This window comes from Moraxella sp. CTOTU48841, assembly GCF_032061225.1.
Classification (GTDB): domain Bacteria; phylum Pseudomonadota; class Gammaproteobacteria; order Pseudomonadales; family Moraxellaceae; genus Faucicola; species Faucicola cinerea.
On the sequence record NZ_DAMBFQ010000003.1, the window covers coordinates 191,179 to 207,947 of the forward strand.

A 16,769-nucleotide genomic window follows, 5' to 3' on the forward strand; every position below is an offset into this window, starting at 1 on the left:
AATCCGTCTTTATTGAAGATTAGTTGAGATAGTAAGGGGTTAAGGGTATGGCAAAAGTCCAAACAGAAATGTTATTAGACTTTGTCTATGATGGGGTCAATCGCCGTGGCGAGAAAGTCAAAGGCGAAACCACCAGCCGCAATATTGAGCTGGCAAAGGCGCAACTACGTAAGCAGGGCATCCAAGTCAAGACGATTAAGAAAAAACCTAAGCCCATTTTTCAAATGAAAAAAAGCATCAAGGCAATTGATATTGCTATCTTTGTGCGTCAGTTGGCTACGATGATGAAAGCAGGTGTACCCCTTACACAGTCGTTTGAAATCGTTGCAGATGCGCTCGATAACCCCTCAATGAAAGAGTTGGTGCTTAGTGTCAAGTCAGAAGTGGAATCGGGGAGCACCTTTGCTGCAGCGCTGCGCAAACATCCCAGATATTTTGATGACTTGTTTTGTTCATTAGTAGAGGCAGGTGAGCAATCAGGTGCGCTTGAAACCATGCTTGAGCGTGTCGCGACGTACAAAGAAAAAAGCGAGCTACTAAAAGCAAAAATTAAAAAAGCTTTGAAATACCCGATTGCGGTTATCGTGGTGGCGATTATCGTTACCATTATTTTGCTGGTCAAAGTAGTACCGGTGTTTGCTGATTTATTCAATTCATTTGGCGCAGAGTTACCCGCATTTACCCGAATGGTAGTCAATATGTCGGAGTGGATGCAAAAATGGTGGTGGTTATTGCTATTTAGCATTGCAGGCGCTGTCATTGGCTTTTCTGAAGCTAAAAAACGTAGCAAGCCCTTTAATGATTTTTTAGACCGACTTACCTTAAAATTACCAATCTTTGGCAATATTGCTTATCAAGCGGTGGTTGCCCGTTTTTCCCGCACTTTATCTACCACTTTTGCCGCAGGTGTGCCGCTGATTGATGCGTTAGATTCAACCGCTGGGGCAACCAACAATGTGGTGTTTTATAATGCCACGCAAAAAATTAAAGGCGATGTTGCGACGGGTCAACAGCTGCAGTTTTCGATGCGTTCTACCAATCTTTTCCCGAGTATGGCTATCCAAATGGTCGGTATTGGTGAAGAGTCAGGTAGTCTAGAGGAGATGCTTGATAAAGTGGCGACTTATTATGAAAATGAAGTGGATAACGCCGTAGATGGGTTAACAAGCCTGATGGAACCGATGATTATGGCTATTTTGGGGGTGCTGGTAGGGGGTCTGGTGATTGCCATGTATCTACCAATTTTCCAAATGGGCTCGGTGGTGGGCTAAATACGATGGGGATTTTTTCAGATTTTATGTTGTTATTACAACAGTCGCAATGGCTGACGTTGATTATCGTAGCTTTATTGGGATTATGCGTGGGCAGTTTTCTCAATGTGGTGATTTATCGCACGCCTTTGATGATGGAGCAGCAGTGGAAGAACGAATGCCAGCTATTGCTCCATCCAGAAACCGTTATTGACAATCATGAATCCATTACCTTAAGCAGTCCTGCTTCTCGTTGCCCGCATTGTGGGCATTCAATACGTTGGTTTGAAAATATGCCTGTTATTAGCTGGCTACTGCTAAGAGGAAAATGTAGTCAGTGTCATAACGCCATTAGTTATCGCTATCCGCTTGTGGAAATCATCACCGCTATTTTGTCTGTGTTGGTGGTGATGAAATTTGGCGTCACTTGGCAAGCGCTGGCAGGATTAGCACTCACATGGACATTAGTGGCTTTGACAGGCATTGATTTTGATACCCAGTTGTTGCCTGACCGATTTACATTGCCGTTAGCGGGATTAGGATTATTCGTCAATGCCTTTAGCTTGTTTGTCAGTCCCACAGCGGCTATTTTTGGCTATGTGTTTGGGTTCTTATGCTTGTGGATTGTCTACCAACTGTTTTTGCTGATTACGGGCAAGCACGGGATGGGGCATGGCGATTTTAAATTATTAGCGGCTTTGGGGGCTTGGCTAGGGCCTTTGATGCTACCCTTAATTGTACTTTTATCTGCGTTTGTCGGCTCGGTTGTGGGTGTAATATTGATGAAGCGATCTGGTGAAAGCAAACCTTTTGCTTTTGGACCTTATATCGCGATTGCCGGCATGATAGCGCTTTTGTATGGGCAACCAATAATGTCGTGGTATCTAGGCAAAATGGCATGAAGTCATTTATGGGTCAATTATCCGTGAATCAAGGAGGGATTGCTATGTTGGTAGTGGGGCTTACAGGTGGCATCGGTAGCGGCAAATCACAAGTGAGCCGTTGGTTTGCTGAGCATGGAATTGTCATTATTGATGCCGATGTATTGGCACGTGAAGTCGTTGCCAAAGATTCGCCAACGCTAAAAAAAATTGTCGCCAAATTTGGTGACTGGGTGATTGATGAGGCAGGTGAGCTTAATCGCCGTGCTATGCGAGAGCATGTGTTTGGTAGTGCGCAAGCGTTAATGGATTTGGAACAAATCACCCATCCTGCCATTCGCAGCCGTGCCAAAGAATTACTAGCCTCTGCACAGTCGCCCTATGTAATTTTGGTAGCACCCTTACTGTTAGAAGCCTCCGAAGCGGGATTAGCCAATCTGTGTGAGCGAGTCTTGGTGGTTGATAGTCATGAATCCTTGCAGATTGAGCGTGCTAGTCAACGCGATGGTCAAACACCTGAACGTATTCAAAATATCATGGCAAATCAACTGTCGCGTCATGACAGGCTCAGGCAAGCTGATGACATAGTTGATAACAACGGTAGCTTAGACGATTTGTATTTAAAACTTGAACAGTTGCACCAAAAATATTTGGCAATGGCAGGGGTTAATTAGCTTTAACGATAAAAAGCCGTCTGATTAAGACGGCTGTTAAGATTGCGACAAGTTAAATTATGATTTTACCGATGAGCGTTGACGAATCGCGGTTAGCGTATCATCAACTAGTAAATCACCGTTCAAAAATACATCCTGCAACAAATTATTTTGCTCAGCAAGCTCATCTTCACGCAGCGTCATATAACTACCCTGACGTTTGACCAAGGCTAAACGCCCGCGTTTGCTGCGTTTGCTCACACTGGTAATCGGGTCTTTATATACATCTCGCCAAAAACCGTCCACCCGTGCACTGCTGGTCTTCATGGCAAAATTCAAGGTATCGCGGTTGACTTGTTGCAGTAGTCCGCCACCCATCCCAAAGGTGATATTGTCACTACTAAATCCGGCTTTAATCACCGCATCAATAATTTTACCCATGCTGGTGGGATTAATACCATCCCCTTGGATGAGTCGCACATAGCTAGGCAGTAGCTTATAGCCTTTTGAGTTGGTGGTGGTGCCAAATTTTGCTGCAAGGCGCTGCAGGGCTTCACGAACCACTTTAATCGGATCGCCACTATCAGGGCGAATGACTAACGTGCCCCCTGTTTGCGCCACTTTTTCTTTTAGCTCACCACCCCAAATATTATCAATGGCATTCCATAAATCGTAGCTATCACTCACCACCGCAAAGGTTTTACCTTCACCGCCAAATTTGGCAATCATATTGCCATAGGCATCTGCTTCATGCTCACGACCCCAAGTGGTCATGGTGCTATGTTCTGCTGCAGGAATGGAAAAAGCCGTCATGTCATTTTGCATACCATACCAACGATTGGCAGCCACGATCGCACTTAAGGTATCTGTACCGGAAAAATTTACCAAGTGGGCAAGAGCGCCAAGCGCAGCTGATTCAAGGCTAGACACCCCACGGGCGCCAAAATCATGCAATTTAAACGGTAGATTATTTAAGTTATCGGCGGATTTTTCCAAGCCTGCTTTGATGATTTGTTTACAATAATAAGAAAGGCTTGCCACAGTGCTAGGATACCAAATAGCACGCAATAGCGTGGTTTCGATATAGCTCGTCAACCAGTAAAACTCAGGGTCGGTATTCACCACCTGACACAATACTTGACCCGTTGGCACCACCATACCTTCTGGTATCGCTTGAATGCGGAGTGGTAATAGACCGCCATGTTTGGCGACTAATTGTCGCCAGCCTGCCTCATTAAACGGTACGCCATGAGCAGCAAGTAGCACTTTGGCTTCGTCTATATCAGCGTGAGTAATGGGTTTGGTAAGATACTGTTTTAAAAAAGCTTGTAGACCAAAAAATAGCACATTTTCAAAGTTGCTATTACCGCCACGCGCTTCAATATAGCTAGATACGTACTCGGTATTTGGTGGGTACTGCAGCCAATGCGACGTCTTATAGCTATCGGTATTTAAAATAAAATTGTCAAAATTTTGACTAAACATCACAGAACTCCTCTGGTGATTGCTTACGCAGGTTAAACCAAACCGTCTATCAGTTTGGCGGGAAAAAATCAGAGACCCACCATTTTACAAATAATGGCATAATGGTCTTCAAACAGTTTATCGGCTTTTAATTCAGCCAAGGGTAGCCAAAACGCTTTTTTGGCATCATCGCCACCTTTCACCGACGGTAAGCCTTTGGGGTCATTTTTGAGCACAAAGTAAAACGCTTGGGTGATGGTGCGACCACGAGCTGAGCGATACGGGTCATCAAAGGTGTGTTGACTATGGCGTGAACCGCGCAGAACCGCTTCAGGTACTTTTAACCGAGTCTCTTCACGTAGCTCACGAATACAGGCGTCAAATAGTGTCTCTTTAGGGTCAATAAAGCCACCAGGCAATGCCCATAGCCCTTGACCTGGCATACTACGACGCTCAACCAATAAGATGTGTCCTGATTGAATGACCACGGCATCAACAGTCATAAAGGTGGGTGGGTAGGGGCTTGATTCCCATTGTTTTTTGTATTTATCAATGAAGCCAGCCTCTTCGTGTAGGCGTTTATATGCTTCGGTCTTTTTAAATGCCTTCATGACATCGGTTGTCGATTGCGGTACCGTATCGGTTAACGGATCGGCACCCAGCAAAAAGCCTTCACGGATTGGCGTGGCAGACAACTCATGAAAATTGGGCACAGCCACTGACTGCCAATTTGGGAAAAGTGACAAGTAATACGATGAGCTGTCTTTTGAATGCCCAATTAGACCAATATTGGCGTTTAAATCGCCGGTAACCGACTTGACGCAGTGCTGCACGTATTGAAGCCACTTGGTGTCATTGTATAAGGCGTCATCCAAACCGACACAATGAATACGCTTGGCATCTTTTTTGTCAAAAGCGCCCAAAATCATTTGGCTACGTGCTTCGACACTAAAGCTATTGCGGATACTACTTGGCAAATTGGCAGAGCCAATGAGCATAATCACATTTTCAGCAAGCTTTAATGCTTCATCGACAACCGATTTATGACCTAAATGAAACGGCTGAAAACGCCCGATAAACACCAAATAATCATATTGATAGCCTTTTTTATTTTTGGGTGTGCTAAAACGCCCTTTATCCTCGTTAAAGTCGTTTTTAGTAACCGTGATAGTGTCAGTCGTGTTATTTGGCATGACGCAAACTCCTTGCGAATGATAACGCCCTCGGTCTATCCAATAGCGTTTTGGTGATAAAGTTCGGTGACAAAGCATGTTTTTTTAACTATCTTGCCTAAACTTTCAACCAATGCCAAGTTATTTTTGGTTAAAGATGATTGCTCGATTGAAGTTTTAGCTTACCTAAAAAATATTGTGACAACCCTTGATAAGCCAAACAACCACCCCCAATAAAATCCGAGTAAATTACTCAAGTTTATGCTAAAATATGGGTAAAAATTGATGACAAGCTAGGGTGACATATGAGCGATACAGAAAAAACCACAAATATCAAAATTACCGATTCAGCGCAAGGTTATCTGACTGAGTTGTTGGCAAAACAAAATACTGACGGCATAGGCGTACGTATTTTTGTTGAACATCCAGGCACGCCGCGAGCAGAATGCTGTATGTCATATAGCCAGCCAGATGAACACAATCCTGACGATTTAAAATTGGATTATGAGACATTCACCGCTTATATAGATACCCCGTCTATTCCTTATCTTGAAGATGCGGTGATTGATTACAATAAAGACCGTTTTGGCGGTCAATTGACATTCCGTGCGCCCAACTCAAAAGTGCCAAAACTGGGTGAAAATGCGAGCCTAGAGGAACGTATCAATTACGTGTTGTCTTCAGAAATCAATCCAAATCTAGCGGCGCATGGGGGTAACGTGCAATTGGTGGATTTGGTACATGAAGAAGGGGTTGGTATCACCGCCGTGCTCAAATTTGGCGGCGGCTGTCAGGGCTGCTCTGCAGTTGATATGACGCTAAAACAAGGGGTTGAAGTCTCGCTAAAACAGCAAATCCCAGAATTAACCCAAGTGATTGATGAGACTGACCATACGTATACTGCCAATGCGTTTTATAAGTAAGGTGAAGTGATTAGCAAGTTATAGTTAAATGAAAAGGGCGTTGCAAAACGTCCTTTTTTATTGATTAACATCTAATAATAAAAAACCCAGTGTAACACTGGGTTTTGGTTCGAAACATTTTTGAAGCATTGGCTTAGTCGCGGTCTTCAACAGCCACAAAATCACGCTGGGTGTAGCCAGTATATAACTGACGTGGACGACCGATTTTGTAAGGTGCAGAGTGCATTTCTAACCAGTGACTAATCCAACCAGAAGTACGTGCTAAAGCAAAGATTACGGTAAACATAGAGGTTGGAATACCGATGGCTTTTAGGATGATACCTGAGTAGAAGTCAACATTTGGATATAGGTTACGCTCTTTAAAGTACGGGTCATTCAAGGCGATTTGTTCAAGTTTCATCGCAAGTTCAAGTTGTGGATCTTTGATGCCAAGCTCGCCCAATACTTCGTCACAAGTTTCCTTCATCACTTTGGCGCGTGGGTCAAAGTTTTTATAAACACGGTGACCAAAGCCCATTAATTTCACTTCTTTACGTTTGACTTTTTCCATAAATTCGTCAACGTTGTCTACGCTGCCGATTTCATCCAGCATTTTAAGTACAGCTTCGTTGGCACCACCGTGCGCAGGTCCCCAAAGAGCCGCGATACCCGCTGCAATACAAGCGTATGGGTTAGCGCCCGTAGAACCTGCTAGACGTACAGTTGACGTAGAGGCATTTTGTTCGTGGTCAGCATGCAAGGTAAAGATTTTGTCCATTGCGCGAGCTAAAATTGGATTGACTTTATAGTTAACATCCGCTGGGGTTGCAAACATCATGTGTAAGAAGTTTTCAGCGTAGTTTAAATCATTACGCGGATACATGAATGGTTGACCATTGCTGTATTTGTAGCACATGGCGGCGATGGTAGGCACTTTAGCAATCAAACGAATCGCAGTGATTTCACGATGGTCTTGTTTGCTGACATCAAGATTGTTGTGGTAGAACGCAGATAATGCACCCATCACACCGACCATAATCGCCATCGGATGAGCGTCACGGCGGAAACCTTCAAAGAAGCGACGTAATTGGTCATTTACCATTGAATGTTTACGAACTTTTTCGTAGAAGTCAGCTTTTTGCTCAGCATTGGGTAATTCACCATGAATGAGTGCATACGCAACTTCTAAGTATTCGGCTTTATCAGCTAATTGGTCAATTGGGTAACCACGGTGTAATAAGATACCTTTATCACCATCAATGAAGGTGATTTTTGATTCAGTGGAAGCGGTTGACATGAAACCTGGATCGTATGTCCAAAAACCAGCTTGGGGTACGGCCTTAATATCGAGTACAGGATCGCCTAATGTTCCTTCAATGATAGGAAGCTCATAGTCCTGGCCATTGACGTGCAAGGTTGCAATATTGTCTTTCTCTGACATAAAATCCTCTCAGACGTGTAAAAAAAAGAAGACCTATACTTGCTCAAATGCGTAGGTGCATTTAACAAGGATAGGTGACTGCCCCGCCACACAGAGACGTGCAGGGCGACTTTAATAGCGAAAAAATAGCGAAAACCCAAAACTAAAACATATCTATATTAACAGCATTTTTGCCAAAAATGAAAGTAAATTTACGCCTTACGCGTACAAACATTTAGTTATAATTAACAGGAGTTAACTAAAACTATGCTCTATGCTACTGACATTGTATCAACCCTTAATGCGGTTAAATATCTAGATAGGTAAGTCTCAAAACGCGCAATATTATCAAATTATTTCTGAATTTTAATAGTGCGCTACAGGGGTTTGATAAAAGATGGTTTTTTTTCTGTTTTTGTTTGTATTTGTAATCAAAGACTCTTATAATTATAAAAATTTTACTGGTGGCTAGCTTTGTATTATTAATATTTGCTAAACATAATTTACTCTTTAGCTTTGTGATTTAACAAAATTAAAAAGTAAATTGTGGGTGGCTTTTTGTCGATTATTAGTTTGTAATTTATTAGTTTTTAATTGTGAGATACGATTAGGTTTGCGGCTAATAACTATCTATTATGTGAATAATCCAAAGTACGCTAGCTATTCCTTATCTTCGATTTACCTGTTTTTTGACAGGCTATGTGATTCATCAAATCCTGCAAGTGATTTGAAGTTCGTGCTTGATATTTTGGATATTGGCATAGCGATAACACAGGTAAGTTATAACTGCGAATAAAGGATGCCCGCTGTGAAAAGCAACCGACCGATTGACCTTCCTTTAAGCCAAGTAATTAATGTTAATTCAAAAAACCCAATTGCTTTGGCTTCAATTACCCACCGTGTTTCTGGTGTGGTGCTATTTCTCCTAATTCCTGTGATGTTATGGATTTTTCAAACGTCGCTTGCCAGTGCTGAAGGCTTTGCAGATATTTTCACCAACCCATTGGTGAAGTTTTTGGCTTGGATCTTTGTGGCTGCATTAGGCTACCATTTTGTGATGGGTTTCAAACATTTATTTGCCGACATGGGCATGAATGAAGAATTAAACAGTGGTCGCACTGCGACATTCATTGGCTTTGTACTTGCAGCGCTTTGGGTTGTGGGTTCATTTGTATGGGTGATGTTCTAATGAAAAGTGCAACAGGTTTAACAGGCTCAGGCTCTCGCGATTGGGTGGTACAACGTATTAGTGCGGTTGTACTGGCAGTTTATTCATTGGTGATGTTGGGCTGGTTCTTAACCCACCAACCAACGTTTGAATTATGGCAAGGCTTTATGCTAAGCCTACCGATGCGCTTATTTACGCTATTGATGATACTAGCATTAGTGGGTCATGCGTGGGTAGGGATGTGGACTGTATTAACAGACTACGTTAAGTCAAATGGTTTACGTTTTGTGCTGCAATCTGCCATGATTCTTGCAGTCTTGGTTTATTTATTTTGGGGCGTGATGATTTTCTTCTAAACATCCTGTTAGATAAATTTTGTTAACGTATTTATCGATTTTGACATCCAGGGCTTTTTAAGCATTTATGGGGATAGAATCGAACCATCATTTAGGAAATTAAAGCAATGGCAACAAAACAAGACAACACCATTAGCAATATTCAAACCTTAACCTTCGATGCGGTTATCGTTGGCGGCGGTGGCTCTGGTATGCGTGCGTCGCTACAATTGGCGCGAGGCGGTATGAATGTTGCGGTATTAACCAAAGTGTTCCCAACGCGTTCTCACACGGTCGCTGCGCAAGGTGGTATTGGCGCAAGTTTGGGTAACATGAGTGATGATAACTGGCACTTTCACTTTTATGACACCATCAAAGGTTCTGACTGGTTAGGTGACCAAGACGCCATCGAATATATGTGCCGTGAAGCACCAAAAGTGGTATATGAACTTGAGCATATGGGCATGCCATTTGACCGTAACGCAGATGGTACGATTTATCAGCGTCCATTTGGCGGTCATACTGCCAACTATGGTGAAAAAGCGGTACAACGTGCGTGTGCGGCAGCTGACCGTACAGGTCATGCATTATTGCATACGCTATATCAAAAAAATCTTGAGCAAGGTACAGAGTTTTTTATCGAGTGGATTGCGCTAGATTTGGTCAAAGATAGCAAAGGCGACATTAACGGCGTTATCGCGCTGGAGCAAGAAACAGGTCGTGTTGCCGTATTCCAAGCGAAAACAACTGTGCTAGCAACGGGGGGTGCAGGTCGTATTTTCGCTGCGTCTACTAATGCCTTTATTAACACCGGTGACGGTCTAGGTATGGCAGTGCGTGCGGGTATTCCACTACAAGATATGGAATTTTGGCAATTTCACCCAACAGGCGTCGCGGGTGCGGGCGTATTATTGACCGAAGGTTGTCGTGGTGAAGGTGCGTTACTTCGCAATAAAGATGGCGAAGCCTTTATGGAGCGTTATGCGCCAACCCTAAAAGACTTGGCACCGCGTGACTTTGTATCACGCTCAATGGACCAAGAGATCAAAGAAGGTCGTGGTTGTGGTCCACAGGGTGATTATGTGGTACTTGATATGACGCACTTAGGTGTGGATACCATCATGAAGCGTTTACCATCGGTTTATGAAATTGGTAAAAACTTCGCGAACGTTGATATTACCAAAGAGCCAATTCCAGTTGTACCGACTATCCATTACCAAATGGGCGGTATCCCAACCAATATTCATGGTCAGGTTGTCATGCCAGATCTTGAGGCAGGTACGGATGCGGAAGGTTTATACGCCCAGCAAAAAATCGTGAAAGGCTTATATGCAATCGGCGAATGTTCATGTGTATCCGTTCACGGCGCCAACCGTCTAGGTACAAACTCACTACTTGATTTGGTAGTCTTTGGTCGTGCAGCGGGTCAGCATATCATTGATGAGTTCCACGCCGCTGACCGTCATGACTATGAGCCCTTATCACCGCGTGTTCTTGACAAAACCTTGGCGCGTTTGAATGTGTTACAGCAATCTACTCAAGGGCTAAATGCGCAAGATGTGGCTGACGAAATCCGTCGTATCATGCAGCAACATGCAGGTGTATTCCGTACCCAAGCATCAATGAATGAAGGCGTACAAAAAATCTTGGCACTTGAAAGTAAGGTCAATAGTCTTCACCTAGCTGATAAATCGCAAGTGTTTAATACCGCACGTATTGAAGCGCTTGAAGTGGCTAACCTCTATGAAGTTGCCAAAGCGACAATGATTTCAGCTTCCCTGCGTCAAGAATGTCGTGGCGCGCACACCGTCGTTGACTACGAACGTGCGGCAGATGATGCGTATGCCCCGCTTGGTCGTAATGATCAAGAATGGATGAAACATACCCTTTGGTTCTCTGAAGGCAACCGTGTTATCTACAAACCTGTTCGTAAGAGCCCACTGACTGTAGACTATGTTGAGCCAAAAGTGCGTACATTCTAATTAATATTTTTTTGGTCTTTGCAAACTATTGTAAAGACCCTATAAACCAATACCATAAACGTGTGGAGTTTAGCATTATGAGCAGAGGTACTCGCACCATCGAGATTTTCCGCTACGATCCAGATAAAGACGCAGCACCCCGTATGCAGACATACCAAATTGAGCTTTTAGACTCTGACCGTATGTTATTAGACGTACTTGTCCGTTTGAAAAAAATGGACGAAACCATCAGTTTCCGCCGTTCGTGCCGTGAAGGTATTTGTGGCTCTGACGGTATGAACATCAATGGTAAAAACGGTCTATCATGTCTTATCAACATGAACACGCTGCCACAAAAAATTACTTTACGCCCGCTACCTGGTTTACCTGTCGTACGCGACTTAGTGGTAGATATGAACCAATTCTATGAGCAATATGAAAAAGTTCATCCGTACTTGATTAATGACCAGCCAGCGCCACCGACTGAACGTCTACAGTCACCTGAAGACCGCGAAAAGTTAAACGGTCTATATGAATGTATTCTATGTGCGTGTTGTTCAACCAGCTGTCCGTCATTCTGGTGGAACCCAGACAAGTTCTTAGGTCCATCTGCGTTGTTGAATGGTTACCGCTTTGTAGCAGATAGCCGTGATACTAGTACACAGGAGCGTTTAGCGCGTTTAGACGACCCATTTAGCTTGTTCCGTTGCCGTGGCATCATGAACTGTGTGTCAGTTTGTCCAAAAGGCTTGAATCCTACCAAAGCGATTGGTCACTTACGTAACATGCTTTTAGATCAAGCAGGTTAGTACCAAAATTTGGTGACAAAAAAGCTCTGTATCGACAGGGCTTTTTTTATTGGGATGTGATAAATTCATAGTAACTGGCTATCTATTAATTAAAGTAATAAATCATATCCCAATATCATAATATTTTTTATACCTTTTCAGCCTAATGAATGAGATAAATTATCATGAATTTTGTATAATATACGATAGGTATCTATAGGGAATATTCATTTAGATTTTCTAAGGAAGGAGAAAACTAACTTTCACATTACTCTTCTTTTACTGCCATTTGATAGCCATTTATATACACGCCAAGCGGCGTGAGTCGCTATATTTAGTAAATGAATGGTAACTATTACCTTAACAAAATTTTTTGTTAATTATAAAAATGCTAGGCTATTCCCTAAAATTTTTATTTCCACCTTTAAATACTACAGTAGAAAGAATCATGGCTAATCAAAACCAAACTTCTGTCTCATCTGCTCAGTTTACTGAACTGTCAGCAGATAACGCAGTCTATCTTGAATCACTCTATGAACAGTATCTTCAAGATCCACAAAGCGTTGATGAAAAATATATTCCTTACTTTGCGCAGTTTGCCAAAGATGATGATAAAAACGCCCTTCACCATACTATCCAAGACCAATTTTTGCTATTAGCTCGCAACACCACTGCCCACAAAGTTACCGCTCAATCAGCTGCAGGCGCCGTCAGTCCTTCTGAAATTCGCGAATTTGCGGACAACCAAATGGGCGTGCAAAAACTGATTACCAGTTATCGCCGTCGTGGTCATCGTATTGCTAATTTAGATCCTTTAGGACTCATGCCACGTCCAGAAGTTGAAGAATTGACTTTAGCCTATTATGGTCTATCTGAAGCGGATTTAGACACCGTCTACCCTGTCAGTGACCTAAATATCGGTAAAGATAAAGCCACACTGCGTGAAATTATTCAAGTGCTAGAGCGAGTTTATTGTAGCAGCATCGGTGCAGAATATTTCCATGTGACCACCGCCAAAGAAAAACGCTGGATTGAAAAATACCTAGAACAAAATCTTGGTTATGTCAAATTTGACAATGAAAAACGTAAATCTATCCTTGAGCGTTTGACCGCAGCCGAAGGGTTAGAAAAATACTTAGCGCGTAAATACACTGGTGTGAAACGTTTTGGTCTTGAGGGTGGCGAGAGCTTTATCCCGATGATCAATGAGATGATTCAGCGTGCGGGTGAAAACGGAACCAAAGAAATGGTTATCGGTATGGCACACCGTGGGCGTTTAAATTTATTGGTTAATATCTTAGGTAAAAACCCTAAAGATTTGTTTGATGAGTTTGATGGTAAAAAACAACCGACCGTGGGTTCAGGTGACGTAAAATATCACAACGGTTATTCATCTAACGTGATGACACCGGGCGGTGAAGCGCACTTGGCATTGGCATTTAACCCCTCGCATCTTGAGATTGTATCGCCTGTATTGATTGGATCAGTGCGTGCCCGTCAAGTCCGCCGTCAAGATAAAACCGGTGATGCCGTTTTGCCAATCGTGGTACACGGTGACGCCGCGTTCGCCGGTCAAGGTGTCAACCAAGAAACTTTCCAAATGTCACAAACCCGTGCGTATTCAACAGGTGGTACGCTGCATATTATTATCAATAACCAAGTAGGTTTTACCACCAGCCGCTTAGAAGATGCGCGTTCAACTGAATACTGTACCGACATTGCCAAAATGGTACACGCACCGATTTTTCATGTAAACGGTGACGATCCAGAAGCCGTGGTATTTATGGCGCAGCTTGCCCACGACTATCGCCAAACTTTCCATAAAGATATCGTGATTGATATGTACTGTTACCGTCGTAACGGTCACAATGAAGCCGATGAACCTTCAGCCACTCAGCCACTTATGTATTCGGTCATCAAAAAACTGCCAAGTACTCGTGAGCTATTTGCCAATAAATTGGTTGCTGAAGGCGTTATTAGCAAAGCAGAAGCTGTGGCATTTGAAGATGACTACCGTGAGTCACTCGATAAAGGCGAATATGTTGCTAGCGCCCTGGTGCGTGAGCCAAATAAAACGCTGTATGTAGATTGGACACCTTATATTGGTCATAAGCTTGAAGACAATTGGGATACGGGCGTTGATATCAATAAATTAAAAGCTTATGGTGAGAAAATGGCGCAAATGCCAGCAGGCTATGAGCTACAACGCCAAGTGCAAAAAGTGGTTGAACAGCGCAAAGCCATGCAAACCGGTCAAGAACCCTTGAACTGGGGTGCAGCAGAAACCTTGGCTTATGCGTCACTGGTCGAAGAAGGCTATCCTGTGCGTATCACGGGTGAAGATGTGGGACGTGGTACTTTCTCGCATCGCCATTCAGAACTGTTCAACATGAAAGACGGCAGTATGTATGTACCGCTTGCCAACATGAGTCCTAACCAAGCACGCTTTGATACCTTTAACTCATTGTTGTCAGAAGAAGCGGTATTGGCGTTTGAGTACGGTTACGCAACGACGGTACCTAATGCCCTAGTGATTTGGGAAGCGCAGTTTGGTGACTTTGCCAATGGCGCACAAGTGGTTATTGACCAATTTATTTCTTCAGGTGAAACCAAATGGCAACGTCTTTGTGGTTTGACCATGCTGTTACCACACGGCTATGAAGGTCAAGGTCCTGAGCATTCATCAGCGCGCCTAGAGCGTTACTTGCAGCTATGTGCTGAAGATAATATGCAAGTGGTAACCCCAACTACACCTGCACAGATTTTCCATGCCCTGCGTCGTCAAGTGGTTCGCCCAGCGCGTAAACCGCTGATTGTGATGTCACCAAAATCACTGCTACGTCATAAATTGGCAGTGTCAACGCTTGAAGAGCTTGCGCAAGGTCAGTTCCAAACCGTGCTTCCAGAGATTGACCAACTTGATAATAACCAAGTGACGCGTTTAGTGTTGTGTGGCGGTAAAGTATATTATGACTTGCTTGAAAAACGTCGTGAATTGGGTCTCAACCATGTGGCGATTGTGCGTATCGAGCAGCTTTATCCATTACCTGAAGCACGTATTTTGGAAGAAGTGGCAAAATATCCAAACCTTGAAGGCATTGTCTGGACACAAGAAGAGCCACGTAACCAAGGCGCTTGGTACTATCTAGCACCGCACTTATTCCGTTTGATTGCACCGCCAAAACCAGCGACTCGTCCGACCAAAGCCTACTTGCTTGAGCCAGTAGCTCGTCCTTCATCAGCAGCACCTGCCGCCGGTTCGATGCAAATGCACGTTGCCCAACAACAAAAAGTTATCAACGAAGCATTAGGTCTACCAAAGAATGAAGATTCGACCGAAGATAAGCTAGAAGCTAAAGCGGAAATCGCAGAAAAACAAGCGACTGACTAAGCGTTTTAAAGGATTAGTACCCAATAGATGTGTACTAATCCTTCTTGGTTTTTGGTATAGGCAATTGCGCCGAGTGCTAAGACAACAATGAATTTAACCCATTAAAAATGAAAGAATGTGAAATTAACTAGGAGTTTTCCATGAGTGAGATTAAAGTCCCCGTATTCCCAGAATCCGTTGCTGACGGTACAATTGTTGCTTGGAATTTTAATGAAGGCGACCAAGTAAGCCGTGATGCTGTATTGTGTGAAATCGAAACCGATAAAGTTGTGATGGAAGTGGTGGCACAAGCTGATGGCGTGCTTAGCAAAATTCTTAAACAAGTTGATGATACAGTGCTTTCTGCTGAAGTCATCGGTGAGCTGACTGAAGGCGCAACCGCGGCTGCACCAGCAACCCAACCTGCTGAAACCCAAGCACCGGCTGCCCAAGCTGAAGCCGCGCCTGCAGCTGCAGCACAACAAGCGCCTACCGCTCAAGCGACTTCTGAAGCAGATTATAAAGACCAAAGCCCAGCGGTTCGTAAAGCCGCGAATACCACAGGCGTCAATCCTGCAGACGTTGAAGGTTCAGGTCGTGGCGGCCGTGTAACCAAAGAAGACATGGCAAACCCAACCTTAAAAGCCAACAATGCAATTAAAGCAGACAACGGTCAAGTGGTTGCCAATGCAGTCGGTCAACGGGCAGACAAACGTGTGCCAATGACGCGTTTACGCGCCCGTGTTGCTGAGCGTCTGTTAGCCGCTACCCAAGAAACTGCGATGTTGACGACGTTTAATGAAGTGAACATGAAACCTATCATGGACTTACGTAGTGAGTTCAAAGAGCGTTTTGAAAAACGTCACGGTGTAAAACTAGGCTTCATGTCATTGTTTGTAAAAGCCGCTACTGAAGCGTTAAAACGTTTCCCAGCGGTAAATGCCTCTATTGATGGCAGCGATATCGTTTATCATGGTTATTATGATGTAGGTGTTGCGGTATCGAGCGACCGTGGTCTTGTGGTGCCGGTATTACGTGACACTGACCAAATGGGTATGGCAGATATCGAACGTGCCATTGGTAACTATGCGTCAAAAGCGCGTGAAGGTAAATTAGGCATTGAAGACATGACAGGTGGTACTTTCACCATTACCAATGGTGGGGTATTTGGTTCATTGATGTCAACCCCAATCATCAATCCACCACAAACAGCGATTTTGGGTATGCATGCTACAAAAGAACGCCCAATGGCGGTTAATGGCGAAGTAGTAATTCTACCTATGATGTACTTGGCATTGTCGTATGACCACCGTTTGATTGACGGTAAAGAAGCCGTACAATTCTTGGTCACTATCAAAGAATTGGTTGAAAACCCAGCGATGCTACTTCTCGATTTATAATGAAA

Annotated in this window: 13 protein-coding genes; 10 read left to right on the forward strand and 3 right to left on the reverse strand. The window is 43.6% G+C overall.

The window, feature by feature from the left end; genetic code table 11:
* Positions 1-47: 47 nt before the first annotated feature.
* Genes RT034_RS05350 through coaE form a run of 3 tightly spaced genes read left to right on the forward strand, consistent with a single transcriptional unit; the run spans position 48 to position 2,805 of the window.
* On the forward strand, positions 48-1,271 hold the full coding sequence (locus tag RT034_RS05350) for a type II secretion system F family protein (protein ID WP_313014589.1): 1,224 nt from the start codon (positions 48-50) through the stop codon (positions 1,269-1,271).
* Between the two features lie 26 nt (positions 1,272-1,297).
* Positions 1,298-2,152, forward strand: coding sequence for a prepilin peptidase (locus RT034_RS05355; RefSeq protein ID WP_313014594.1), 855 nt, complete (start codon positions 1,298-1,300; stop codon positions 2,150-2,152).
* Complete coding sequence (gene coaE, locus RT034_RS05360) at positions 2,149-2,805, forward strand: dephospho-CoA kinase (RefSeq protein WP_313014599.1); 657 nt, start codon at positions 2,149-2,151, stop codon at positions 2,803-2,805. Before RT034_RS05355 ends, coaE begins: the two co-directional genes overlap by 4 nt.
* 57 nt (positions 2,806-2,862) lie before the next feature.
* Here the strand turns inward: coaE and RT034_RS05365 are convergent, their stop codons facing one another.
* Both RT034_RS05365 and RT034_RS05370 read right to left on the reverse strand, forming a co-directional pair.
* Positions 2,863-4,269 (reverse strand): nicotinate phosphoribosyltransferase, encoded by a 1,407-nt coding sequence (locus tag RT034_RS05365; RefSeq protein ID WP_096489427.1) that lies wholly within the window; start codon positions 4,267-4,269, stop codon positions 2,863-2,865.
* A 68-nt stretch (positions 4,270-4,337) separates the two neighbouring features.
* On the reverse strand, positions 4,338-5,441 hold the full coding sequence (locus tag RT034_RS05370) for a bifunctional nicotinamide-nucleotide adenylyltransferase/Nudix hydroxylase (RefSeq protein WP_313014604.1): 1,104 nt from the start codon (positions 5,439-5,441) through the stop codon (positions 4,338-4,340).
* A gap of 284 nt (positions 5,442-5,725) precedes the next feature.
* Here RT034_RS05370 and nfuA point away from each other — a divergent pair, with 284 nt between their 5' ends.
* Positions 5,726-6,343: a Fe-S biogenesis protein NfuA gene (gene nfuA, locus RT034_RS05375; protein WP_036594945.1), complete on the forward strand. Its 618-nt coding sequence runs from the start codon at positions 5,726-5,728 to the stop codon at positions 6,341-6,343.
* Positions 6,344-6,476: 133 nt separating this feature from the next.
* Here nfuA and gltA read toward each other — a convergent pair whose 3' ends face one another.
* Positions 6,477-7,763: a citrate synthase gene (gene gltA, locus RT034_RS05380; RefSeq protein ID WP_313014609.1), complete on the reverse strand. Its 1,287-nt coding sequence runs from the start codon at positions 7,761-7,763 to the stop codon at positions 6,477-6,479.
* A gap of 778 nt (positions 7,764-8,541) precedes the next feature.
* On the opposite strand from gltA, the gene sdhC reads away from it, so the two are divergent.
* From sdhC to odhB, 6 genes are all read left to right on the forward strand, one after another.
* Positions 8,542-8,931 (forward strand): succinate dehydrogenase, cytochrome b556 subunit, encoded by a 390-nt coding sequence (gene sdhC, locus RT034_RS05385; RefSeq protein ID WP_071586266.1) that lies wholly within the window; start codon positions 8,542-8,544, stop codon positions 8,929-8,931.
* The gene (sdhD, locus tag RT034_RS05390) at positions 8,931-9,266 is read left to right on the forward strand and encodes a succinate dehydrogenase, hydrophobic membrane anchor protein (RefSeq protein WP_036594948.1); all 336 of its coding nucleotides are present in this window, start codon (positions 8,931-8,933) and stop codon (positions 9,264-9,266) included. The genes sdhC and sdhD overlap by 1 nt, the downstream gene beginning before the upstream one ends.
* 98 nt (positions 9,267-9,364) lie before the next feature.
* On the forward strand, positions 9,365-11,227 hold the full coding sequence (gene sdhA / locus RT034_RS05395; protein WP_313014771.1) for a succinate dehydrogenase flavoprotein subunit: 1,863 nt from the start codon (positions 9,365-9,367) through the stop codon (positions 11,225-11,227).
* A gap of 77 nt (positions 11,228-11,304) precedes the next feature.
* The gene (locus RT034_RS05400; protein ID WP_007115066.1) at positions 11,305-12,015 is read left to right on the forward strand and encodes a succinate dehydrogenase iron-sulfur subunit; all 711 of its coding nucleotides are present in this window, start codon (positions 11,305-11,307) and stop codon (positions 12,013-12,015) included.
* 427 nt (positions 12,016-12,442) lie between these two features.
* The gene (locus RT034_RS05405) at positions 12,443-15,385 is read left to right on the forward strand and encodes a 2-oxoglutarate dehydrogenase E1 component (RefSeq protein ID WP_313014620.1); all 2,943 of its coding nucleotides are present in this window, start codon (positions 12,443-12,445) and stop codon (positions 15,383-15,385) included.
* 140 nt (positions 15,386-15,525) lie between these two features.
* Positions 15,526-16,764 (forward strand): 2-oxoglutarate dehydrogenase complex dihydrolipoyllysine-residue succinyltransferase, encoded by a 1,239-nt coding sequence (gene odhB, locus RT034_RS05410; RefSeq protein WP_313014624.1) that lies wholly within the window; start codon positions 15,526-15,528, stop codon positions 16,762-16,764.
* Positions 16,765-16,769: the final 5 nt, after the last annotated feature.